Origin of the sequence: uncultured Abiotrophia sp. (assembly GCF_938010525.1) — a bacterium.
In the GTDB taxonomy this organism is placed as follows: Bacteria; Bacillota; Bacilli; order Lactobacillales; family Aerococcaceae; genus Abiotrophia.
Window position 1 is genome coordinate 1 of record NZ_CALLVK010000022.1, and the last position, 17,758, is coordinate 17,758.

The following is a 17,758-nucleotide window of genomic DNA, read 5'->3' on the forward strand; positions in this document are numbered from 1 at the left end:
TACTGTATTTCCTTTACCATCAAATTCATGAATCTGAAATCCCTTTTTGTCTATTTTTTCCTTTTCATCTTCAAACTTCCTCTTTTGTATATTAAATAAATCCGAGTAATCTTCTCTCTCATTTCCATTAATATATGCTTTCACTTGATGCCTCGACAACACTTGACCGTCATTGCCAATAATATCAAAATCCTCAGCATTCTCATATCTTATAGCATAATCTTCAAAATTTTCTATTTCATTTTCAATGCACCATCGTAATTGTCTTAGCGCAACTAAAAAACCAACTTTCCCTTGATGGATATAACCGCTCCAACTAGATGTTGCATTTCTATTCTGATCAACATTTGAACTCGCCATTTAACCTCCTTATGTATACACATTTAAATAACATTAATACCCGAAATCACATAGTTAACATTATTATATAATTTATCAAACAACCCGTCAACTCAATATCCACACACTATAACACTTACCAAGTATGTACTCTTCATCAAAAAAAATTTTCCCCTTGATACATTCTTCTTGTATCATTTATTCCAGAATTTTATTCATCACATATTATTCGATGTATGATAATTATCAATAGTAGTATTGATATTCTTGTAGCATCATACTAACTAACTTGAAGAATATTAGAACCTACAAAAAATAGTCAAATAAACTGCTAAATCTGAACACTCTTCAAATAGAATAATTTCATCATTTATCTCAGTAGTAAATCTAAATGATAAACTTGCTAATTGATATTTATCGGCTTCTATCAATAGAATAACTAGTAAATCATACAAATAAAGCATTAATTGAAGACGCTCTTAAAAACTCCATTTTTATATAAAATATTCTATAAAACTCAGCACTGATTTTAAATTTACAAAAATTTCTCTAAAAAATAAGGTTAACTTTTTCAAAAAACATAAAAAAGCACCCACGAGGTAAACTCTTGAGTGCTTTGAAACGTTGATATAATCGTATTGATTAACGTTTTGAGAATTGGCTAGCTTTACGAGCTTTCTTAAGACCTGGTTTCTTACGTTCAACCATACGTGGGTCACGGGTCAAGAGACCTGCAGCCTTCAGAGCTGGACGGAAGTCAGGATCAACAGTTAAGAGCGCACGTGCGATACCGTGACGGATTGCACCGGATTGGCCGTTGAAGCCACCACCGTTAGCGTTCACCAATACATCGTATTGACCGAGAGTTTCAGTCACTGCGAATGGTTGTTTGATTACTTCGTGTAAGTGAGGGAATGGAATGTATTCTTCCAATGTACGACCATTGACAGTGAATACACCAGTTCCGGGCACTAAACGTACACGAGCAACAGAGTTTTTACGACGACCTGTACCTAAGTATTGTGCTTTAGACAATGTGGTTCCCTCCTTAAATTAATGATTGGATGTCCAATGCTTGAGGTTGTTGAGCAGCATGGTTGTGCTCAGCACCAGCGTAGACATGTAATTTAGTGAATTGACGACGACCTAAGCGGTTGCTTGGTAACATCCCTTTGATAGATTGTTCTACCAAACGAACTGGGTTCTTTTCACGCAATTCACCAGCAGTGATTTGTTTCAAACCACCTGGGTGGCCAGTGTGACGGTAGTAGATCTTGTCGGTTGCTTTCTTACCGGTCAAGGCTACCTTATCAGCATTGACGATTACGACAAAGTCACCCGTGTCAACGTGAGGGGTGTAAGTCGGTTTGTTTTTACCACGTAAAATTGATGCCACTACAGCAGACAAACGACCCAATGGGACATCTGTTGCGTCTACAAGCACCCAGTTACGTTCAACTTCGTTTTTCTTAGCCATGTATGTTGTACGCACGATAGTTTCCTCCAATATAAATCTAGTTGTTTGACATTACTATTGAGTTTCCGGGGCTCATAGTGGGGCAAACAATACCGTTATCCATATTAACGTGATTTGCCTCAAAAGTCAATAGTATTTGCCAAATTCCTCCCCCAAAAAAGATTACAAACGCATAACAGCGAAAAAGTGGACTTAACCCCGTCCTTACGGTAAAGTAAAGGGGACTTGAAACACGTTTTATAAGGAGAATTCACATGACACATCCTAGCTTCGACGTCCTCGTGGTCGGTGCCGGTTCCAGTGGCCTTATGGCCGCCATTAATGCCGCCAGCCAAGGGGCTCGCGTCCTCCTCCTGGAGAAGAATAAGCGACCTGGCCGCAAGCTCCTGCTATCAGGTGGCGGGCGCTGTAACGTCACCAACCGTACTAGCCGCCAGGACCTGATTGCCCACATTCCCGGCAACGGTAAATTCCTCTACTCGGCTCTCAATCAATTCGACCAAGATGACATTATCGACTTCTTCCAGTCCCGGGGCGTCGCCCTCAAGGAAGAGGACCACGGCCGTATGTTTCCGGTGACTAATTCGGCCCGGACCATTCTGGATACCTTGCTGGCTGAGCTTGAAGCACTAGATGTCACTATCTGGTATGAAGCGCCCGTTGAGCGCTTGCTCCTGGACCGGGAAGCCGGTCGGGTGCGTGGTGTCCTACTGGCTAGTGGCCGAGAGGTACTGGCGCCCACGGTGGTGCTAGCCGTGGGTGGTCGCGCCTATCCTAAGACCGGGGCCACCGGCGATGGCTACGCCTGGGCTCGGGCTGCCGGCCACACCATCGAGCGCCTTTATGCCACCGAAGCCCCGCTCTTGAGTCAGGATGGCTTCATTGTAGACAAATCCCTACAAGGCGTCTCCCTGCGTGACGTGGCGGTGTCAGTCTGGGATGCGGCGGGAGCTAGTGGTCAGGCAAACGGAAAACGCCAGCCAAATAAAACTAGCCCGGCCCAAACAGCCGAAAACACGCCTGCCAAACAAGCTAGCGCCCCCACCAAGGCCATCGTCACCCACCAAATGGACATGATTTTCACCCATTTCGGCTTTTCTGGCCCTGCCATCCTACGTTGTTCTGGCCATGTCAACCAGTGGCTCTTTGCCCATCCAGAGGCGGAATCTTGCCTGCTAACAGTCAACTTCCAACCTAACCTGACCCAGGCTGAACTAAGCGCCCAAGCTGAGGCCGGCCGCGATAAGCAGCTGCTTACCTTGCTCAAGCAGTGGGTGCCCGAGCGCCTGGCTTTGGTCCTCTGCCAGCAATTAGGAGTGGCGCCAGAGACAGCCTTCAAGCAGCTGACCCACGCCCAGGTCGCCCAACTCTGGCAGCTGATAACGGCCTTTCCACTAAGCGCGACCGGCTCTCAACCTCTGGAAAAGGGCTTCGTGACTGGGGGCGGCGTCTCCACCAAGGAAGTCAATCCTAAGACTATGGAGTCCAAGCTGACTCAAGGCCTCTTCTTCTGCGGCGAGTTTCTGGACATTAACGGCTACACCGGTGGCTACAACATCACCGCCGCCTTTGTGACCGGCACCATCGCCGGCCAATACGCCGCCTGGAAAAGCTTCGAGCTACAAGGCTGATTATTTAAAAGCCCTCCTGCCGAGCTAGTGGTCCACTCCAAAAAGTGGGCCACTGGCTCATAGCTTCCCTCCCTATTTGCGCCCTTTTCCGCAGCTTCTGCCCCAGCCAGTGGTCCACTCCAAAGAGTGGACCACTGGCGCACCAAAAAGCGGCTAGGATACAATCCTAGCCGCTTTTTATCTTACCAATGAGTTTTCTGACCGCTGAAAATGGCTTGTAATTCAGTCAGTGTCAGGTTTTTCAGCTGACTCTGAGCCGGGTTGACCACCACCACGATGCCATCTAAGGCAAAGGTGGCGTGCCCGACTTGGCTAGCCTCGCTAGTCGTCAGCTCCCGCGACAGCATACCGATATCGGCGGTGCCATCTAAGGCCGCCGTGAAGCCGGCCGTCGACCCGTTAGAGGTCACATTGATTTTCACACCAGGATTGAGCTTCTCATAACGCTCGGCTAGCTTTTCAATGACCGGCGTCAAGGAAGTTGAGCCAACTAAGCTCAGCTGGCCCTTGTAGCCATCCGAACTGTAGTCATAGGCGCCCGCCGCCTGATCCTGCCAAGTCGCCTTGCTGCCGGGACTAATATAGCCGGCGCTTTCTACTATGGCCTGCCCCTCCTTCGAGAAGACGAAGGACATGAAGTCTTGGCCCAAACCACTTAGCCCATCCTCTTTCCAGGCCAGGTTAAAGGGCCGGGCCAGGGGATAGCTGCCGTCACGCACTGCCTCAGCGCTGACCGCCACCCCATCCAAGCTCAGGGCCTGGATGCTGTCATTGAGGGAGCCAAAGGAAATATAGCCAATAGCAGCCGGGTTGCCGGCCACCACCTGGAGGACGCCGCCCGTCGTATTGAGGACGTCGGCTTCCACGGTGATATTGTCGTCACCTTGGGCATCCTGGACTTTGGCCAATTCCACAAAGGCCTGGCGCGTCCCAGACCCCGCTTCCCGGCTGACCACAATAATGGGCTGGCCGCTGACCGAGCTAGCAGCAGCTGCCTCCAAGCCAAATGACCCAAGGGCGCTCGCTACAAGCCCAGTCACTAGAGTCGCCAGCGCCCACTTAAGGCGCCGGCTCTCCCATTTTTTTTGCATAAACATGATCTACTAGCCTCCTAGTTGAGCTCGACGATTTCGCCCGTATTGAGGAAGACTACCCGCTCGCAAATGTTGGTTACGTAGTCGCCAATCCGCTCTAAGCTGCCGGCCACGCCCAAATAATCAATTCCTGCTGGAATCAACTCCCGTTTACGCTCCATGCGCTCAGCCGTATCGCGGTAGACCGCCTCCAGCAATTCATCAATTTCCTCGTCCATGAGAGCCACCTTACGGGCCTTCTTAGCGTCACGACTAATATAGCTGTCTAAGGCGTCTGCAATCATCTTCTCGGCCACTTGCGCCATGCGGGCTAGGTAGCCCTTAACCGTCTGGCTTTCTTCATCGTGATCTTGATTGCGCAGGGCAATAGTCCCGATGGAAACTGCATGGTCAGCAATCCGTTCCAGGTCGATGCTGACATGGAGAACGGCGAAGAGCATACGCAAGTCTTGGGCTACGGGTTGCTGCAAAGCAATAATCTTGTGAGTATCTTTTTCGATTTCAGCCGTTGTCGCGTTGATTCTCAGGTCATCACTGAAGACTTCGTGGGCCAACTCGGTGTCACTTTCGATATAGGCCTTGATGGCCTTGTTTACTGAGGTTTCAGCCGCCTTCCCCAAGTCTAAGAGCTTGTTGTGTAAGGCTTCTAATTCTTGAACATAGTTATTACGCATAGGTCATACCTCCTCTAGATTAGCCGAAGCGGCCTGAGATGTAGTCATTGGTCCGTTGATCGTGTGGATCGGTAAAGATTTGGGCCGTGTCGCCAAATTCCACTACTTCCCCTGATAGGAAGAAGGCCGTCTTGTCCGAAATGCGGGCCGCCTGTTGCATGTTGTGGGTGACAATCACGATGGCGTAGCGGTCCTTGAGTTCCTGAATCAAGTCTTCAATCTTGTTGGTCGAAATAGGGTCCAGGGCTGAAGTTGGCTCGTCCATAAGTAGGACTTCAGGGTCGTTAGCGATGGCTCTGGCAATACAAATCCGTTGTTGTTGCCCCCCTGATAATTCAGTGGCATTGGAATGCAGCTTGTCCTTGACCATATCCCAGATAGCCGCCCCCTTAAGGCTGTTCTCGACGATTTCATCCAGGACTTGGCTGTCCTTAATACCGTGCGTACGTGGCCCGTAAGCGATATTGTCATAGATGGACTTAGGGAAAGGGTTGGGTTGCTGGAAGACCATGCCTACTTGCTTACGCAGTTGGGTGACATCATAGTTCTTACTATAGATATTCTTACCGTCCAGCTCAATCAGCCCTTCTACGCGGGCGCTAGGCACCAAGTCCTGCATGCGGTTAAGGGTCTTAAGAAAGGTAGACTTACCGCAACCTGATGGCCCGATAAAGCTAGTCACGACCTTGTCTTCCAGTTGCATATTGACGTTTTTGAGGGCATGAAAATCTCCATAATAGAGATTGAGATTGGTAACATTAAACTTGTATGGCTGAGTCATCTTAATTTCCTCCTCGGCTTAAGCGACGCCCAATATAGCTCGATAAGCCGTTAATTGCTAGTACTAAGAGAATAATGACGGTCCCGGTCGCGTAGGCTTCCTTAAGGTGAAGCCCTTCTGACGAGAGCACGTACATGTGTAGGGACAGGGTCCGAGAACTGGACATGAGGCTAGAAGGTAGGCCGGTCGCCGACCCCAGGGTAAAGAGCAAGGCGGCCGTTTCCCCGACAATCCGCCCGATGGCCAGAATGACCCCTTGCAGGATGGCTGGCATAGCCACAGGCAGGACGACGGTGAAAATGGTCCGTAATTTGCCGGCACCTAGGGCCAAACTCCCCATACGCAGGGAATTATCGACCTGGAGCAGACCTTCTTCCGTCGCTGAAATAATGATGGGCAGGACCATAATGACAATGGTTAGAATCCCGGCCAAGAGCGAAAACTGGAAGCGCAGGTAGATAACGAAGAAGAGCATCCCGAACAAGCCATAAACAATGGACGGCACGGCAGCCAAGGTGTCCGTAGCCAGACGAATGACTTTGACTACGCGTGATTTGCGGTCAGCGTACTCTACTAGGTAAAAGCCGGTAAAGACACCAATGGGGGTGGCAATAGCTAGCGACAGACCGACCGTAATCAAGGTCGAAATTAAAGCGGGCGTCAAGGACAGGTTGTCCGTCGTGTAGTCCCAGGCGAAGAGGCTAGGCGTTAAGGCCCCAAGCCCGTTCCAGACAATAAAACCTACAATGAAGGCTAACATGCCCAAGGTGAAGGCAGCCGAAGCATAGATCAGCCACTTAACCCAAGTAAGCTTAGACATTAGCGTTTACCCCCTTTGTTTTTAACCCGGGTGAAGAAGAGGTTAATAATCAGAATGAAGACGAAGAGGACCACGGCTGTGGCGATTAAGGCTTCCCGGTGCTGGCCGGTTGCATAGGCCATCTCCATGACGATGTTGGTTGTCAGGGTCCGAACCCCTTGGTTGAGTTCTGTAGGAATACGTGGTTGGTTCCCCGCCACTAGGATAACGGCCATGGTTTCCCCGATAGCCCGGCCAATCCCTAGGATAATGGCTGACAAAATGCCGTTTTTAGCAGCTGGTACCACGACCGTCAGGATGGCCCGCTCGTGGGTGGTTCCTAGGCCGATGGCCCCTTGATAATAGGACTTAGGGACATTACGAATGGCTGATTCCGATAACCCGATAATAGTCGGCAGGATCATAATGCCTAGCAGGAGCGAGGCTGTCACCATGTTCATGCCCGACCGGCCCATAATCCGGAAGAAAGGCACGAAGATTTGGAGGGCGAAGAAGCCATAGACAATGGAAGGGATGGCCGCCATCAAGTTAATGGCCGACTTGGCATAGCGGTAGTAACGCTCTGGACAATAGAAGACCATGTAGACGGCCGTCAGCACCCCAATAGGCACCCCTATCAGGATGGCGCCCCCTGTGACAATCAGGGATCCGACAATCATGGGCAGAATGCCAAACTCAGGCTGACTGGCCGTTGGCCGCCAGTTGGTCCCGGTCAGGAATTCCCAGACTCCCTGTCGCAGAATGAAGGGCAGACCGCCGGAGAAGATAAAGTAAAAAATCAGGATAATAGATAAGACCGAGATCAAAGCCGAGATCAAGAAGACATACTTCATGACGGTCTCACGTACATCACGTTTCATAGTGGTAACTCCTATAGTATTAATTCAAATATGCGAGGTCTAGACATGCTAACCCTTCTCCATTATACACAAACTTGCGCTAGCTTGCCTAGCGGGACGAAGCAAGTTGTGCTTAAGTCAGCACAAGAAAAGGACCAGAAGTTACCTTCTGGTCCTTTGGCTTAGTAATAGTAATAACCTAGATCGTTCTGCTGTGGCATGACGAAGTGATAGCCTTTCTCCTTGAAGATAGGAATGAGGACATCAATGGCTTCCACTGTGGAGATGTGGGTATCGTGCATGAGAATCACCGACTTAGGTTGCAAGTGGCTCAAGACCTGCTCGATAATCATGTCCTTGTCGTGGCTCTTCCAGTCCTCGGAGTCCACGTTCCAGACAATCGACGTCATAGGTTGTAGGAGGTCCACTACCCGCTTACCCCCACTCCCGAATGGTAGGCGGTAGAGGGTTGGGGTGACACCCGTCGCTTCTTGAATGGCTTCTTGGGCGTATTGAATTTGCTTCTTAACCCCTTCATCTGACTCCTTGGCCATGTCCGGGTGGGTATAGGTGTGGTTGCCGATTTGGTGGCCGGCATCTCGCACCTTACGGGCAATCTCAGGATACTTCTCGACGAAGCCCCCCATCATGAAGAAGGTGGCCTTCACCTGGTGCTTATCTAAGACTGCCAGTAACTTCTCTGTCACTTCTGGGTTAGGACCATCGTCAAAAGTTAGACTAATCAGTTTACGGTGGTCAATGGCAGAGCCTGACAAGCCGTCTGCTAGGCTAGCACAAGACCAGAGGGCCTCAATGCTTTCCTTGGATAAGTTATCATCGGTGGCATTTTTAGCTACCGCCTTGGCGAAGTCTTTGGCCTTATCCTTGAGTTGGTCGCTCAAGTCCTGAGCATCGGTATGAGCCTCAATCTTTTGGATATCTTGCTCGATGGCCTGAAGAGTGGCCACGTTAGTATCCACCGTCGCTTGGTCGACGTTCGTCCCCAAGGACAAGTCGCTAATCGCCGCCTTCACCTTATCTTTCAAGCTAAAGACTTGATCAGCCTCCGCAATCAGTTCTTGGATGGCTTGCCCTAGGGCATCTTGCTTACCTACCTTAGTCACCGATTCGTTGCCAGCCACGGTCTTAACCGTTTCGGCCGTCACACCTTCGGCTAATTTGGCCTTGTGGTTGACTTGATCACCTTGAATGAGGGCTTGGTCGCTGACATAGAGCTGGCCCAAGGCTTGAATGGCTTGATAACGGGCTTCAGCTGCTTGGTAGTCCTGCATAAGTCGGTAACCAGACCAACCTCCTAGGGCTTGCACCTTAGACTTAGCCGCCTCTAGCTTACTAGTTGAGATATCTTGAGCCAAAAAGTCTCGTTGCGGACTGAGGTAGAGGTCCTGAATGGCGCTCTCGGCTGCTTGGATGCTCTGGCTTGAACCCCCACGAATAAGAGGGAAAGCCACCCAGGCTAGCACTAGCACTGCTATGGTCCCGACTAAGAGGGTCAAGCCTGTCCGGGTTGCCCGTTTTCTCAAGGCCGCTGGGTCACTGGCAGGGCTAGGACTGGTCTCTTCTGAAGGTTTAATTGGATCTTGCTTGCTTACTTGTTCTTGGTCTGACATGTCAAATCCGTCCTCTTCAACAATAATTTTTGACTTATTTTATACAAATGGTGCAACAATCCGTAAGACAGCATCCCATAGCATACCAGTCAAGGTATTACGGGTATCTGCCAGGGTGATTTGGCGAGCTTGGGCTTGAGTGGCCAGGAAGTCCGCCTTGATGGTTGGAATAACTGGATGATCGTATAACATAGCGCTCAACTCAAAGTGCAGATAGAGGGAGCGGTAGTCCAGATTAATGGTCCCTACACTGGCCAGACGATCGTCCGCCACAAAGGTCTTGGCATGGAGGAAGCCCGGGCTGAATTCATAAATCTTAACCCCTGCTTCAATCAAGGGACGATAGTAAGAACGGGTCATGCGGAAGACCATCTTCTTGTCCGGAATACCTGGTGTCATAAGACGCACATCCACCCCACGTCTCGCCGCCAAAGTCATAGCCGTCTGCAATTCATAGGAAATAACCAGATAAGGCGTATAGATATAGACATAATCCTGGGCAATATTGAGTATATCACGATAGACATTCTCACCTAGAGGCTCATTATCCAAAGGCGTGTCCCCATATACTTGGACAAAGCCCTGAGCAGGATTAGCTAGCCTTAACGCCCGCTCCGCCAACTTGTCATCCTTGAAGGTTTCATAGTTAATGTCCTTCTTAGGATAGAAGGCATTCCACATATCTAGGAAGAGCGTGGCCAAACTCCAGACACCCGGCCCTTCTAGGCGAATCAAGTTATCCTTCCAATAGCCAAAACGTTCGATTTCATTAATATATTCATCGGCTAGGTTCATGCCACCAGTAAAGCCAACCTTGCCGTCAACGACCACAATTTTACGGTGGTCACGGTTGTTAACGGCCAGCGAAATCACTGGCGTAAAGGGATTAAACTGCAGGCACTTAATACCGATGGCCTCCATTTGCGCGACAAAGTCACTAGGCAGGGTGGTCAAGCAACCAAAGTCATCATAGATTACCCGGACTTCCACTCCTTGGGCTGCCTTTTGAGCCAAGACTTCAAAGACCTGATCCATGAAGAGACCTGGATTCATAATGAAAAATTCTATAAAGATATAGCGGTCGGCTTCTCGCAAGGCTTCTAAGAGTGGCTCTAGCGCCAACTCACCTGCGGCATAGTAATCCACTTGGGTGTCACCATAGACCGGTAAATTAGAGGTCTGTTCTATATAATAGCTGAGGCTGGCCAGACGGGAATCCTGTTCTAACAAGTGAGGATAAGCCCCTGACACAGCTTGGCCGTAATCTTTGGCCACCTGGTTGGCTACCTGGGCTGCCATGTGTCGGCTAGGCCGCTTGTTGCCGAAGAGGGCATAGAAGAGCCCCCCGAAGATAGGCAAAAGGCCCATTAAGATAATCCAGCTCATACGATAGGCCGGGTTCTCATTCTTACGAATCAGATATAGGGTCATGATGACCGTGAAAACCCGCAAGAGAGCGTCCAGTACCAAGGAGTAATCGATGATATTGAGGAAAACGGTGATAAACCAGACTAGCTGAATCAGGATTAGAAGGGTCGTTACCAGGGCCCGCCCAGTAGTAAAACGACCGCGGAGTTTTTTAATCACGGTCTCCCTCCTCTGCTGCCTTGCTAGCAAAGTAGTCAGCTTCGACCGCCTCCCAATGTAGGCGTTCCTCCTGACCTAAGGTCCGGATGATACGGGCCGGGTTGCCTGCTGCTAGCACATCAGCCGGTAGGTCCTTGGTGACAACCGAACCCGAAGCCACCACCGTGCGAGGCCCAATCGTCACGCCAGGATTAACCACCACATTGCCGCCTAGCCAGCACTCATCGCCGATGGTGATAGGTTTAGCCAGTTCGATGACCCGGTTACGGACCCCAGCATCCAGGGGATGGGTCGCCGTATAGAGGCTGACCCGCGGGCCAAACATGACATTGCGACCAATGGTGATAGGCGCCACATCTAGCATAATACAATCGAAGTTAGCATAGAAATACTCGCCTACCGAGATATTGCAACCATAGTCCACATAGAAGGGAGACTCAATATGGCAGCGTTGGCCAATTGCTGCGAAGGTATCTTTGAGAATCTGATAACGAGCTTCCCTTTCCGTCCGCGACAAGGCGTTGTAGCGTTCCATTGCCAACCGCCCCTTGAGGCCCAATTGACGCAACTCCCTATCAGATGGATCGTAAGCTTGCCCAGAAATCATTCGTTCATATTCGCGCATAGTAGTATCCCCCTTCTTAAGCTACTCCCTTCTATTATACCCGATGACGCCCCTTTGAAACAACTCTCAATACCAAAAATGTGCGCTTAAATGCACACTTTTGTCCCCCTCTCGCCATAGAAAAGAGGGCTGGAAGTTACCTTCCAACCCTCTTAATTTTTTAGCTTATTTACCGAAAGCTTCTAAGTAACGTGCCACCACGTTTTCTACTGTGAAGCCGAATTGAGCCATTACTTGGTCAGCTGGACCTGATGCCCCGAAGCCATCAATCCCCACAGTGACGCCGTCTAAGCCCACATATTTTTGCCAACCGAAGGTTGAGGCCATTTCAACAGACAGACGGTTGCGAACAGCATTTGGCAAGACAGATTCCTTGTATGCTGCATCTTGCTCGTCGAAGCGGTTGAAGGCTGGGAAGGATACAACGGATACATCCACGCCGTGCTCTTCACGTAATTTAGCTTGAGCTGCGACCGCTAAGGCTACTTCAGAACCAGAAGCCAGGAGTAAACCAGCAGGCACTTGACCTTGAGCTGGGGATACCACGTAAGCCCCTTTACGTACGCCTTCTTCTGCCAAGGATTGGCTGTTAGCCAAGACTGGCAAGTTTTGACGCGTTAAGACTAACATACTTGGACGAGTTTGTTCTTCCAATGCCACTTTCCAAGCAACATAAGTCTCGTTCACGTCTGCTGGACGGAAGACGTTGAGGTTAGGTAAGGCACGGAAGGCAGCCAATTGTTCGATTGGTTCGTGGGTTGGGCCGTCTTCCCCAACTGCGATTGAGTCATGTGTCATGACATAGATAACTGGCAATTGAGATAAAGCAGCCAAACGTACAGCAGCCTTGAGGTAGTCAGTGAAGACGAAGAAGGTCCCACCGTAAATCTTAGACCCACCATGGAGGGCTACACCGTTCATGGCAGCTGCCATGCCGAACTCACGTACCCCAAACCAGATGTTGCGGCCTGCGTAGTTGTCAGGCATGAAGTCTTGCTCTTGGCTGTTCATGGTCTTGTTAGAACCAGATAAGTCAGCAGAGCCACCCCATAGGAAAGGCACACCTTGGCCTAAGGCTTGGATGGCCTTGAAGCTTGAGTTACGACTTGCATCTGCCGCTGTTTCTGGACCAACTAGTTTCAGGCCCGCATCATAGCCTTCTGGCAATTTGCCTTGGAAGGCAGCCACTAAGGCAGCAGCCTTTTCAGGGTGAGCAGCCTTGTAAGCTTCGAATAACTGGTTCCAAGCCTCATTGGCTTTGGCACCACGCGCTTGAACTTTTTCAGCGAAAAGTTGTGCGGCTTCTTCTGGTACAGTAAAGGCAGGATAGTTCCAGCCGTATTTAGCCTTGGTTGCTGCCCAATCTTCTGAGCCTAAAGGTGCCCCGTGAACCTTAGCCGTCCCTTCGTTCTTAGAACCGAAGCCGATCACGGTCTTGATTTCGATAATCGTTGGTTGGCTAGTGTGCGCCTTAGCTACTTCAATGGCAGCAGAAATAGCATTCAAGTCGTTCCCATCTTCCACGCGGAGATAGTGCCAGCCTTGTGCTTCAAAACGGTCTTTAACATTTTCTACGAAGGCTTGAGATAGGTCCCCGTCCAAGGAAATATCGTTAGAATCGTAGAGCACTACTAATTTACCTAATTGGAGCTTACCGGCTAAGGAGCAGGCTTCATAGGCTACCCCTTCCATTAAGTCCCCGTCACCACAGAGGGCATAGGTGTAGTGGTCGATCACTGGGAAGTCAGGCGTGTTGTAGGTCGCACCTAAGTGGGCTTCAGCCATGGCCATGCCGACAGCTGTCGCAATCCCTTGACCTAAAGGACCAGAAGTCGCTTCTACCCCATGCGTGTGACCCACTTCTGGGTGACCAGGGGTCTTGCTGCCTAATTGGCGGAAGTTCTTCAAGTCATCAATGCTTACATCAAAGCCAGCAGTATGCAACAGGCTGTATAGTAAGGCTGAACCGTGGCCTGCACTGAGGATAAAACGGTCGCGGTTGAGCCAGCCAGAATCCTTAGCGTTAACATTCAAGTGGCCTGCCCACAAGGCATAAGCCATCGGTGCCGCCCCCATTGGTAAACCTGGGTGACCTGAATTAGCAGCCTCAATTTGGTCTACACTCAGGGTCCGTAAGGTATTGACGGCGAGTAAGTCTTTTTCATTAAACATGCGCATATCTCCTTTGCTTTGTTGCTTGCCTTTATTGTAACACGAATCGGTCGAAAATCGAACAAATTAAATGTTCGAATGCTCAAAAATCAATCGATTAACACCTGCCAACGCTCACCCGCCTGATAAGCCTCGTGGCAGAGTGCGATTTGTTGGTAGGAGCTTTTGGCTTCAAAGAGTTCCGGCAAGTCATCCGGAGCGAAAAATTCCGCTGCCAGGGTCTCGACATTGGCCTGGAAGTTTTGGGACTGGTAGTCACATTCGATGAAGCACTTGAGAATAGTGAAGGGATTATGACCTGGATTATGCAGATTACGGTCTTGAATCATAACCAGACGCTTAGCCTGACCGACGACACCCGCTTCCTCCCAAAGTTCTTTGAGGGCATTGGAAGTCAAGGTCTCCGTCACGTCCATCCAGCCACCTGGCAGGGCCCAGCGCCCATCGGCTTCCTGAACTAGCAGAATCTTTTCGTCTCGCCAGACCACCGCTCGGGTATCGACCTTAGGCGTCTGATAGCCATATTCGCCATCAAAGCCTAAGTCCAGCTGCTCCCGATCCAGATTGGACCGTTGGGCAATCAGTTCCTTGGCGATGACCTGAATCCGCTCATAGCGCTCGGTGTCGAAGACATCCTTGGAATAGAAGACACCCGCTAAGCCAATGGCAATGAGTTCCTTTAACAAGACCAGTTCATCCATACACCTTCTCCTCCCTCTCTACGAAAAAAGAGGCCCCAAGGGCCTCAGGGTCTTGCAAGATTAGAATGAACCTTCGTCTTGCAAACCCCGAAGAAGTTCTTGGAAGGCTTCTTCAGAATCAACTACGTGGAAGGAGGTGCTGCAGCACCCTACACCACAATGACCATCCGCATGGTCTTGTGCGGCCAATTCTTCGTCTTCGATGTTTTCGATTTCTAATGGATTATCTTTTACCATAATACCGCCTCCGGTTGCTTTTGATAACGCTATTATACCAAATTTATCGGACCTTGTATAGAGACACGCTTAATCCAAACTAGCCAGTCCCAATCAAAAAGGGGCAGGAAGTCACCTTCCTGCCCCTAAGTCTTATTTTCTAAACTTGGCTTCCATGCGATAGATACGGTGACCACGCGAAGAGAATTTCTCCTCATATTCAGTCATGACATTATCAGGGAATTCTGACTGGTGCAAGTCTAACCAAACTTGCTTGAAGTAGAGGCCATACTGAGACATGCTGGCCAAGGAATATTCGAAGAGACCTTGGTTGTCAGTCTTGAAGTGAATCTCCCCTTCTGGCACCAAAATCTCTTGGTATTGAGCCAGAAAATCAGGCGAGGTCAGACGACGCTTGGCATGTTTTTTCTTAGGCCAAGGATCACTGAAGTTGAGGTAGACCAGGGACACTTCGCCCGGCGCAAAGTACTGGTTGAGGTTGCGGCCATCGGCGTGAAGGATTTGCAAGTTAGGCAAATCTTCCCGGATTTGATGTTCCAAGACCGTCACGATGACACTGGTTTGAATTTCAATGCTGATGTAGTTAATTTCAGGATGGCGCTTAGCCATTTCCACGATAAAACGGCCCTTACCAGAACCGACTTCGATATGAATAGGCTGTTCCTTGGCGAAACGGGTCTGCCACTGGCCACGGAGTGTCTCCGCTTGCTGAGGCACATACTGAGGATGGGCATCCAGCTTTTCCTGGGCCCAAGGTTTATGACGTAATCTCATAACTTAGAAAAACTCCTTTGGTTGATGGGCGAGGCGACGCTTATCAGCTTGCGCCCCTTGGTAGATGGACTTCAAGAGTAGGACCAACTCATTCATACGGTCGAAGCGATTCTCCTGGTAATAGTGTTTGATAATGAGCAGACAGTTAATCTGGCTATACCACTGGACCCGTTTGTAGGTGGTGGCATCAAAGCGCAGGCCATAGGTCTTCAGCCATTGAGTCCAGTCGCTAGGCCGGTAATACTCGCAGAGTAAACGGCTGAGGTCGCTAAGCGGATCGGCAATGCGGACATTCTCCCAGTCTACTAGATAGAGCTGGCCATCTTCTGCTTCCAAGAAATTAAGGTGATGCAAGTCCCCATGGCAGACACAGTAGTTAACATTATAGAAGTCGTCATCCAGGGCATCTTCCAGAGAATGAATGACTTCATTGAAAAAATGATGTTGGCAAAGCGCTGCTGGCAGGTCTTGGAGATAAAGGGCAATAAAGTCCAAGGGATAGAAGAGTTGGTCTTCACTGCGTTTAAGCATCATGAGTAGGTAGTCGGATTGATGAATGGAACGGATTAATTGAATAACCTTTTCTTGGCCCATGTCTTCTCGACTAAGGAGTCGGCCATCCTTCCATTCTTGGGCCACTAGGAGATCTCCTGAATAGGTTCGCTGGGTCCACATGAGCTTAGGGGTAATCCCTTGGGCTGACAAGGCCGCCAAGAAAGGTGAGGAGTTGCGTTTGAAGAAGACGCGTTCGTTATTCTTAACACCCATATAGGCGTCGCCACTAGCGCCCCCGATGGGGGTCATTTGCCAGTCCTGTTCTTGTCCACCGCGCATCTGGGCGCCTCCTCTCTCATAAGCATACAGTCCATTTTACCATGGAATGGACCCAGGTAAAACACTTTTCCACTAAATAGTTGATGTAAGCGATTCCTATCCGGAGTTCAATCACTAGCCTTACGCTCAAATTTCAGTCCTAAGGCCGATGGCAGCCACCAGCTCCTATGTTAGACTAGAATCGATTAAGAAAGGAGTGATTCCATGGAAGCTAGACTTACCCAAGCATCCAATAAACAACTTAATAAACTGATTGTATCCAACCTAGCCGGTACGCTCGGTTCCGCCATTCTAACCTTCGTCATCGGCTTGATTATCCTCAAGCACAGTGACTCAGCCTTCTACTTCGGCCTGTCCCAGGCAGTAGGACCGGTGGTTTCCCTGCTACTGCTGCCCTTTACCGGTGGCCTAGTCGATAAATACAACAAACAACACATCATTGTTTGGGCGCAAGGTCTCAGTATCCTAGCCTTGGGGCTCTTCGCCGGCTTTATCGCCACCACCCATCTGACTAGTAATCTGCTTATGGTCTTCCTGCTCTTGATTGCCCTCAAGATTTCCGACCAATTCCTGTCCACTGCTTCGATGGCAGCCGCTACCAACCTAGTTGTTGAGGAGCACGTCCATAAACTCAGATCCATCGAACAAACCATTGGCGCCCTGTCTCAATTTATCGCGCCTATTGCTGGGGTTGCCCTCTATGCCATGCTACCCCTGGAATACTTAGTAGGGCTAGAGATTGTCTTAGAAGCCCTCGTCATTATCATCACCCTGACCCTTAACTTCCGCCTCCTTGCGCATCATCAAGCGGATGCCCAAGCCTCTCTCTTCACCCTCTTCAAGGAAGGGCTGGACTTTATCAAGGCCCACAAGAAATTCCAACATACCTTGGCTCTCTTCATGTTCATTAACCTTCTGATTACAGGGGTCATTGTGGGCATGCCTTATGTCCAAGTCAAAGTCCTCAATTTCTCGGATTTTTATTATGGCATCTCAGAAGCCGCCCTCAGCCTAGGCTTTATCTTGGTGGGGATTTATCTCTCCACCCGCAAAGCGGTCTCTTACCCACTTCGGTTAGCCTGGAAATCCATCATGATCATAGGTGGTTTGATTACTCTGACGGGCGCTGTTCTCTTGCTACCCCTGTCGACAGATGCCTTCTTTGCCATCTTCCTTCTAATCAATTTAATCTTTGGTGGCTTCTCAACAGCCATTAACATTCCTATGATGACCTGGATCACTCAGGTAGTACCGACTCACTATCAAGGCCGGATTTTCAATATTGTTACGACCACTACCCAACTCCTAACACCCCTCGGGATGGTGGCCTTCTCTATCGGCTTTGACTACTTGCCAGCTAGCCTGCTCTTCCTCTTATGCGGCGCCATTATGGTAGGCGTGACCGCCTACTGGCCTCGCTTCTGCAAGGTCAACATCTTGAGCAACCAATTAGAAGACTAACCTCAACTAAGACCAAGCCACTAGCCAAGCTAGTGGCTTTTTTCATATCAAAAAGGACTGGAAATATCTTCCAGTCCTTTA

At 49.7% G+C, this 17,758-nt stretch carries 17 protein-coding genes and 1 pseudogene; 2 read left to right on the top strand and 16 right to left on the bottom strand.

Annotation, left to right across the window (positions count from 1 at the left end):
* From Q0339_RS06075 to rplM, 3 genes and pseudogenes are all read right to left on the bottom strand, one after another.
* Positions 1 to 360, bottom strand: a pseudogene (locus Q0339_RS06075) (hypothetical protein); the annotation flags it as partial.
* Positions 361 to 981: 621 nt separating this feature from the next.
* Positions 982 to 1,374: a 30S ribosomal protein S9 gene (rpsI, locus tag Q0339_RS06080; RefSeq protein WP_035363993.1), complete on the bottom strand. Its 393-nt coding sequence runs from the start codon at positions 1,372 to 1,374 to the stop codon at positions 982 to 984.
* A 13-nt stretch (positions 1,375 to 1,387) separates the two neighbouring features.
* Positions 1,388 to 1,831, bottom strand: a complete 444-nt coding sequence (gene rplM / locus Q0339_RS06085; protein ID WP_083316312.1) for a 50S ribosomal protein L13 — start codon at positions 1,829 to 1,831, stop codon at positions 1,388 to 1,390.
* A gap of 239 nt (positions 1,832 to 2,070) precedes the next feature.
* Between rplM and Q0339_RS06090 the strand changes: the two genes are divergently transcribed.
* A complete protein-coding gene (locus Q0339_RS06090; protein WP_298077936.1) occupies positions 2,071 to 3,447 on the top strand; it encodes an NAD(P)/FAD-dependent oxidoreductase in 1,377 nt (458 codons plus the stop codon).
* Between the two features lie 182 nt (positions 3,448 to 3,629).
* On the opposite strand, the gene Q0339_RS06095 is transcribed toward Q0339_RS06090, so the two are convergent.
* From Q0339_RS06095 to Q0339_RS06155, 13 genes are all read right to left on the bottom strand, one after another.
* A complete protein-coding gene (locus Q0339_RS06095; protein ID WP_298077937.1) occupies positions 3,630 to 4,544 on the bottom strand; it encodes a substrate-binding domain-containing protein in 915 nt (304 codons plus the stop codon).
* A 14-nt stretch (positions 4,545 to 4,558) separates the two neighbouring features.
* Complete coding sequence (gene phoU / locus Q0339_RS06100) at positions 4,559 to 5,215, bottom strand: phosphate signaling complex protein PhoU (protein ID WP_298077938.1); 657 nt, start codon at positions 5,213 to 5,215, stop codon at positions 4,559 to 4,561.
* A gap of 19 nt (positions 5,216 to 5,234) precedes the next feature.
* The gene (gene pstB, locus Q0339_RS06105) at positions 5,235 to 5,996 is read right to left on the bottom strand and encodes a phosphate ABC transporter ATP-binding protein PstB (RefSeq protein ID WP_070756364.1); all 762 of its coding nucleotides are present in this window, start codon (positions 5,994 to 5,996) and stop codon (positions 5,235 to 5,237) included.
* A 1-nt stretch (position 5,997) separates the two neighbouring features.
* Entirely contained in the window at positions 5,998 to 6,816 is an 819-nt protein-coding gene (gene pstA / locus Q0339_RS06110; RefSeq protein ID WP_298077940.1) for a phosphate ABC transporter permease PstA, read from the bottom strand.
* Positions 6,816 to 7,676 carry a phosphate ABC transporter permease subunit PstC gene (pstC, locus tag Q0339_RS06115; protein WP_298077941.1) on the bottom strand — a complete coding sequence of 287 codons (861 nt, stop codon included), beginning with the start codon at positions 7,674 to 7,676 and terminating at the stop codon, positions 6,816 to 6,818. Before pstC ends, pstA begins: the two co-directional genes overlap by 1 nt.
* A 161-nt stretch (positions 7,677 to 7,837) precedes the next feature.
* Positions 7,838 to 9,286 carry a cell division site-positioning protein MapZ family protein gene (locus Q0339_RS06120; protein WP_298077942.1) on the bottom strand — a complete coding sequence of 483 codons (1,449 nt, stop codon included), beginning with the start codon at positions 9,284 to 9,286 and terminating at the stop codon, positions 7,838 to 7,840.
* A 39-nt stretch (positions 9,287 to 9,325) separates the two neighbouring features.
* On the bottom strand, positions 9,326 to 10,873 hold the full coding sequence (gene cls, locus Q0339_RS06125; protein WP_298077943.1) for a cardiolipin synthase: 1,548 nt from the start codon (positions 10,871 to 10,873) through the stop codon (positions 9,326 to 9,328).
* On the bottom strand, positions 10,866 to 11,498 hold the full coding sequence (locus Q0339_RS06130; RefSeq protein ID WP_298077944.1) for a sugar O-acetyltransferase: 633 nt from the start codon (positions 11,496 to 11,498) through the stop codon (positions 10,866 to 10,868). The genes cls and Q0339_RS06130 overlap by 8 nt, the downstream gene beginning before the upstream one ends.
* 165 nt (positions 11,499 to 11,663) lie before the next feature.
* Positions 11,664 to 13,670 carry a transketolase gene (gene tkt, locus Q0339_RS06135; RefSeq protein WP_298077945.1) on the bottom strand — a complete coding sequence of 669 codons (2,007 nt, stop codon included), beginning with the start codon at positions 13,668 to 13,670 and terminating at the stop codon, positions 11,664 to 11,666.
* A gap of 89 nt (positions 13,671 to 13,759) precedes the next feature.
* Positions 13,760 to 14,371 carry an NUDIX hydrolase N-terminal domain-containing protein gene (locus Q0339_RS06140; protein ID WP_298077946.1) on the bottom strand — a complete coding sequence of 204 codons (612 nt, stop codon included), beginning with the start codon at positions 14,369 to 14,371 and terminating at the stop codon, positions 13,760 to 13,762.
* 60 nt (positions 14,372 to 14,431) lie between these two features.
* Positions 14,432 to 14,608 carry a hypothetical protein gene (locus Q0339_RS06145; protein WP_023391357.1) on the bottom strand — a complete coding sequence of 59 codons (177 nt, stop codon included), beginning with the start codon at positions 14,606 to 14,608 and terminating at the stop codon, positions 14,432 to 14,434.
* Positions 14,609 to 14,740: 132 nt separating this feature from the next.
* Entirely contained in the window at positions 14,741 to 15,382 is a 642-nt protein-coding gene (gene trmB, locus Q0339_RS06150) for a tRNA (guanosine(46)-N7)-methyltransferase TrmB (RefSeq protein ID WP_298077948.1), read from the bottom strand.
* 3 nt (positions 15,383 to 15,385) lie between these two features.
* A complete protein-coding gene (locus Q0339_RS06155) occupies positions 15,386 to 16,216 on the bottom strand; it encodes a phosphotransferase family protein (protein ID WP_298077949.1) in 831 nt (276 codons plus the stop codon).
* A 204-nt stretch (positions 16,217 to 16,420) separates the two neighbouring features.
* On the opposite strand from Q0339_RS06155, the gene Q0339_RS06160 reads away from it, so the two are divergent.
* Positions 16,421 to 17,677, top strand: a complete 1,257-nt coding sequence (locus Q0339_RS06160; protein WP_298077950.1) for an MFS transporter — start codon at positions 16,421 to 16,423, stop codon at positions 17,675 to 17,677.
* Positions 17,678 to 17,758 lie beyond the last annotated feature (81 nt).

What these genes read in the sequence shown, in the direction of transcription:
- Q0339_RS06090 (WP_298077936.1), top strand. Translation starts at nt 2,071, where the DNA reads ATGACACATCCTAGCTTCGACGTCCTCGTGGTCGGTGCCGGTTCCAGT.
- Q0339_RS06095 (WP_298077937.1), bottom strand. Translation starts at nt 4,544, where the DNA reads ATGTTTATGCAAAAAAAATGGGAGAGCCGGCGCCTTAAGTGGGCGCTG.
- phoU (WP_298077938.1), bottom strand. Translation starts at nt 5,215, where the DNA reads ATGCGTAATAACTATGTTCAAGAATTAGAAGCCTTACACAACAAGCTC.
- pstB (WP_070756364.1), bottom strand. Translation starts at nt 5,996, where the DNA reads ATGACTCAGCCATACAAGTTTAATGTTACCAATCTCAATCTCTATTAT.
- pstA (WP_298077940.1), bottom strand. Translation starts at nt 6,816, where the DNA reads ATGTCTAAGCTTACTTGGGTTAAGTGGCTGATCTATGCTTCGGCTGCC.
- pstC (WP_298077941.1), bottom strand. Translation starts at nt 7,676, where the DNA reads ATGAAACGTGATGTACGTGAGACCGTCATGAAGTATGTCTTCTTGATC.
- Q0339_RS06120 (WP_298077942.1), bottom strand. Translation starts at nt 9,286, where the DNA reads ATGTCAGACCAAGAACAAGTAAGCAAGCAAGATCCAATTAAACCTTCA.
- Q0339_RS06130 (WP_298077944.1), bottom strand. Translation starts at nt 11,498, where the DNA reads ATGCGCGAATATGAACGAATGATTTCTGGGCAAGCTTACGATCCATCT.
- tkt (WP_298077945.1), bottom strand. Translation starts at nt 13,670, where the DNA reads ATGTTTAATGAAAAAGACTTACTCGCCGTCAATACCTTACGGACCCTG.
- Q0339_RS06140 (WP_298077946.1), bottom strand. Translation starts at nt 14,371, where the DNA reads ATGGATGAACTGGTCTTGTTAAAGGAACTCATTGCCATTGGCTTAGCG.
- Q0339_RS06145 (WP_023391357.1), bottom strand. Translation starts at nt 14,608, where the DNA reads ATGGTAAAAGATAATCCATTAGAAATCGAAAACATCGAAGACGAAGAA.
- trmB (WP_298077948.1), bottom strand. Translation starts at nt 15,382, where the DNA reads ATGAGATTACGTCATAAACCTTGGGCCCAGGAAAAGCTGGATGCCCAT.
- Q0339_RS06155 (WP_298077949.1), bottom strand. Translation starts at nt 16,216, where the DNA reads ATGCGCGGTGGACAAGAACAGGACTGGCAAATGACCCCCATCGGGGGC.
- Q0339_RS06160 (WP_298077950.1), top strand. Translation starts at nt 16,421, where the DNA reads ATGGAAGCTAGACTTACCCAAGCATCCAATAAACAACTTAATAAACTG.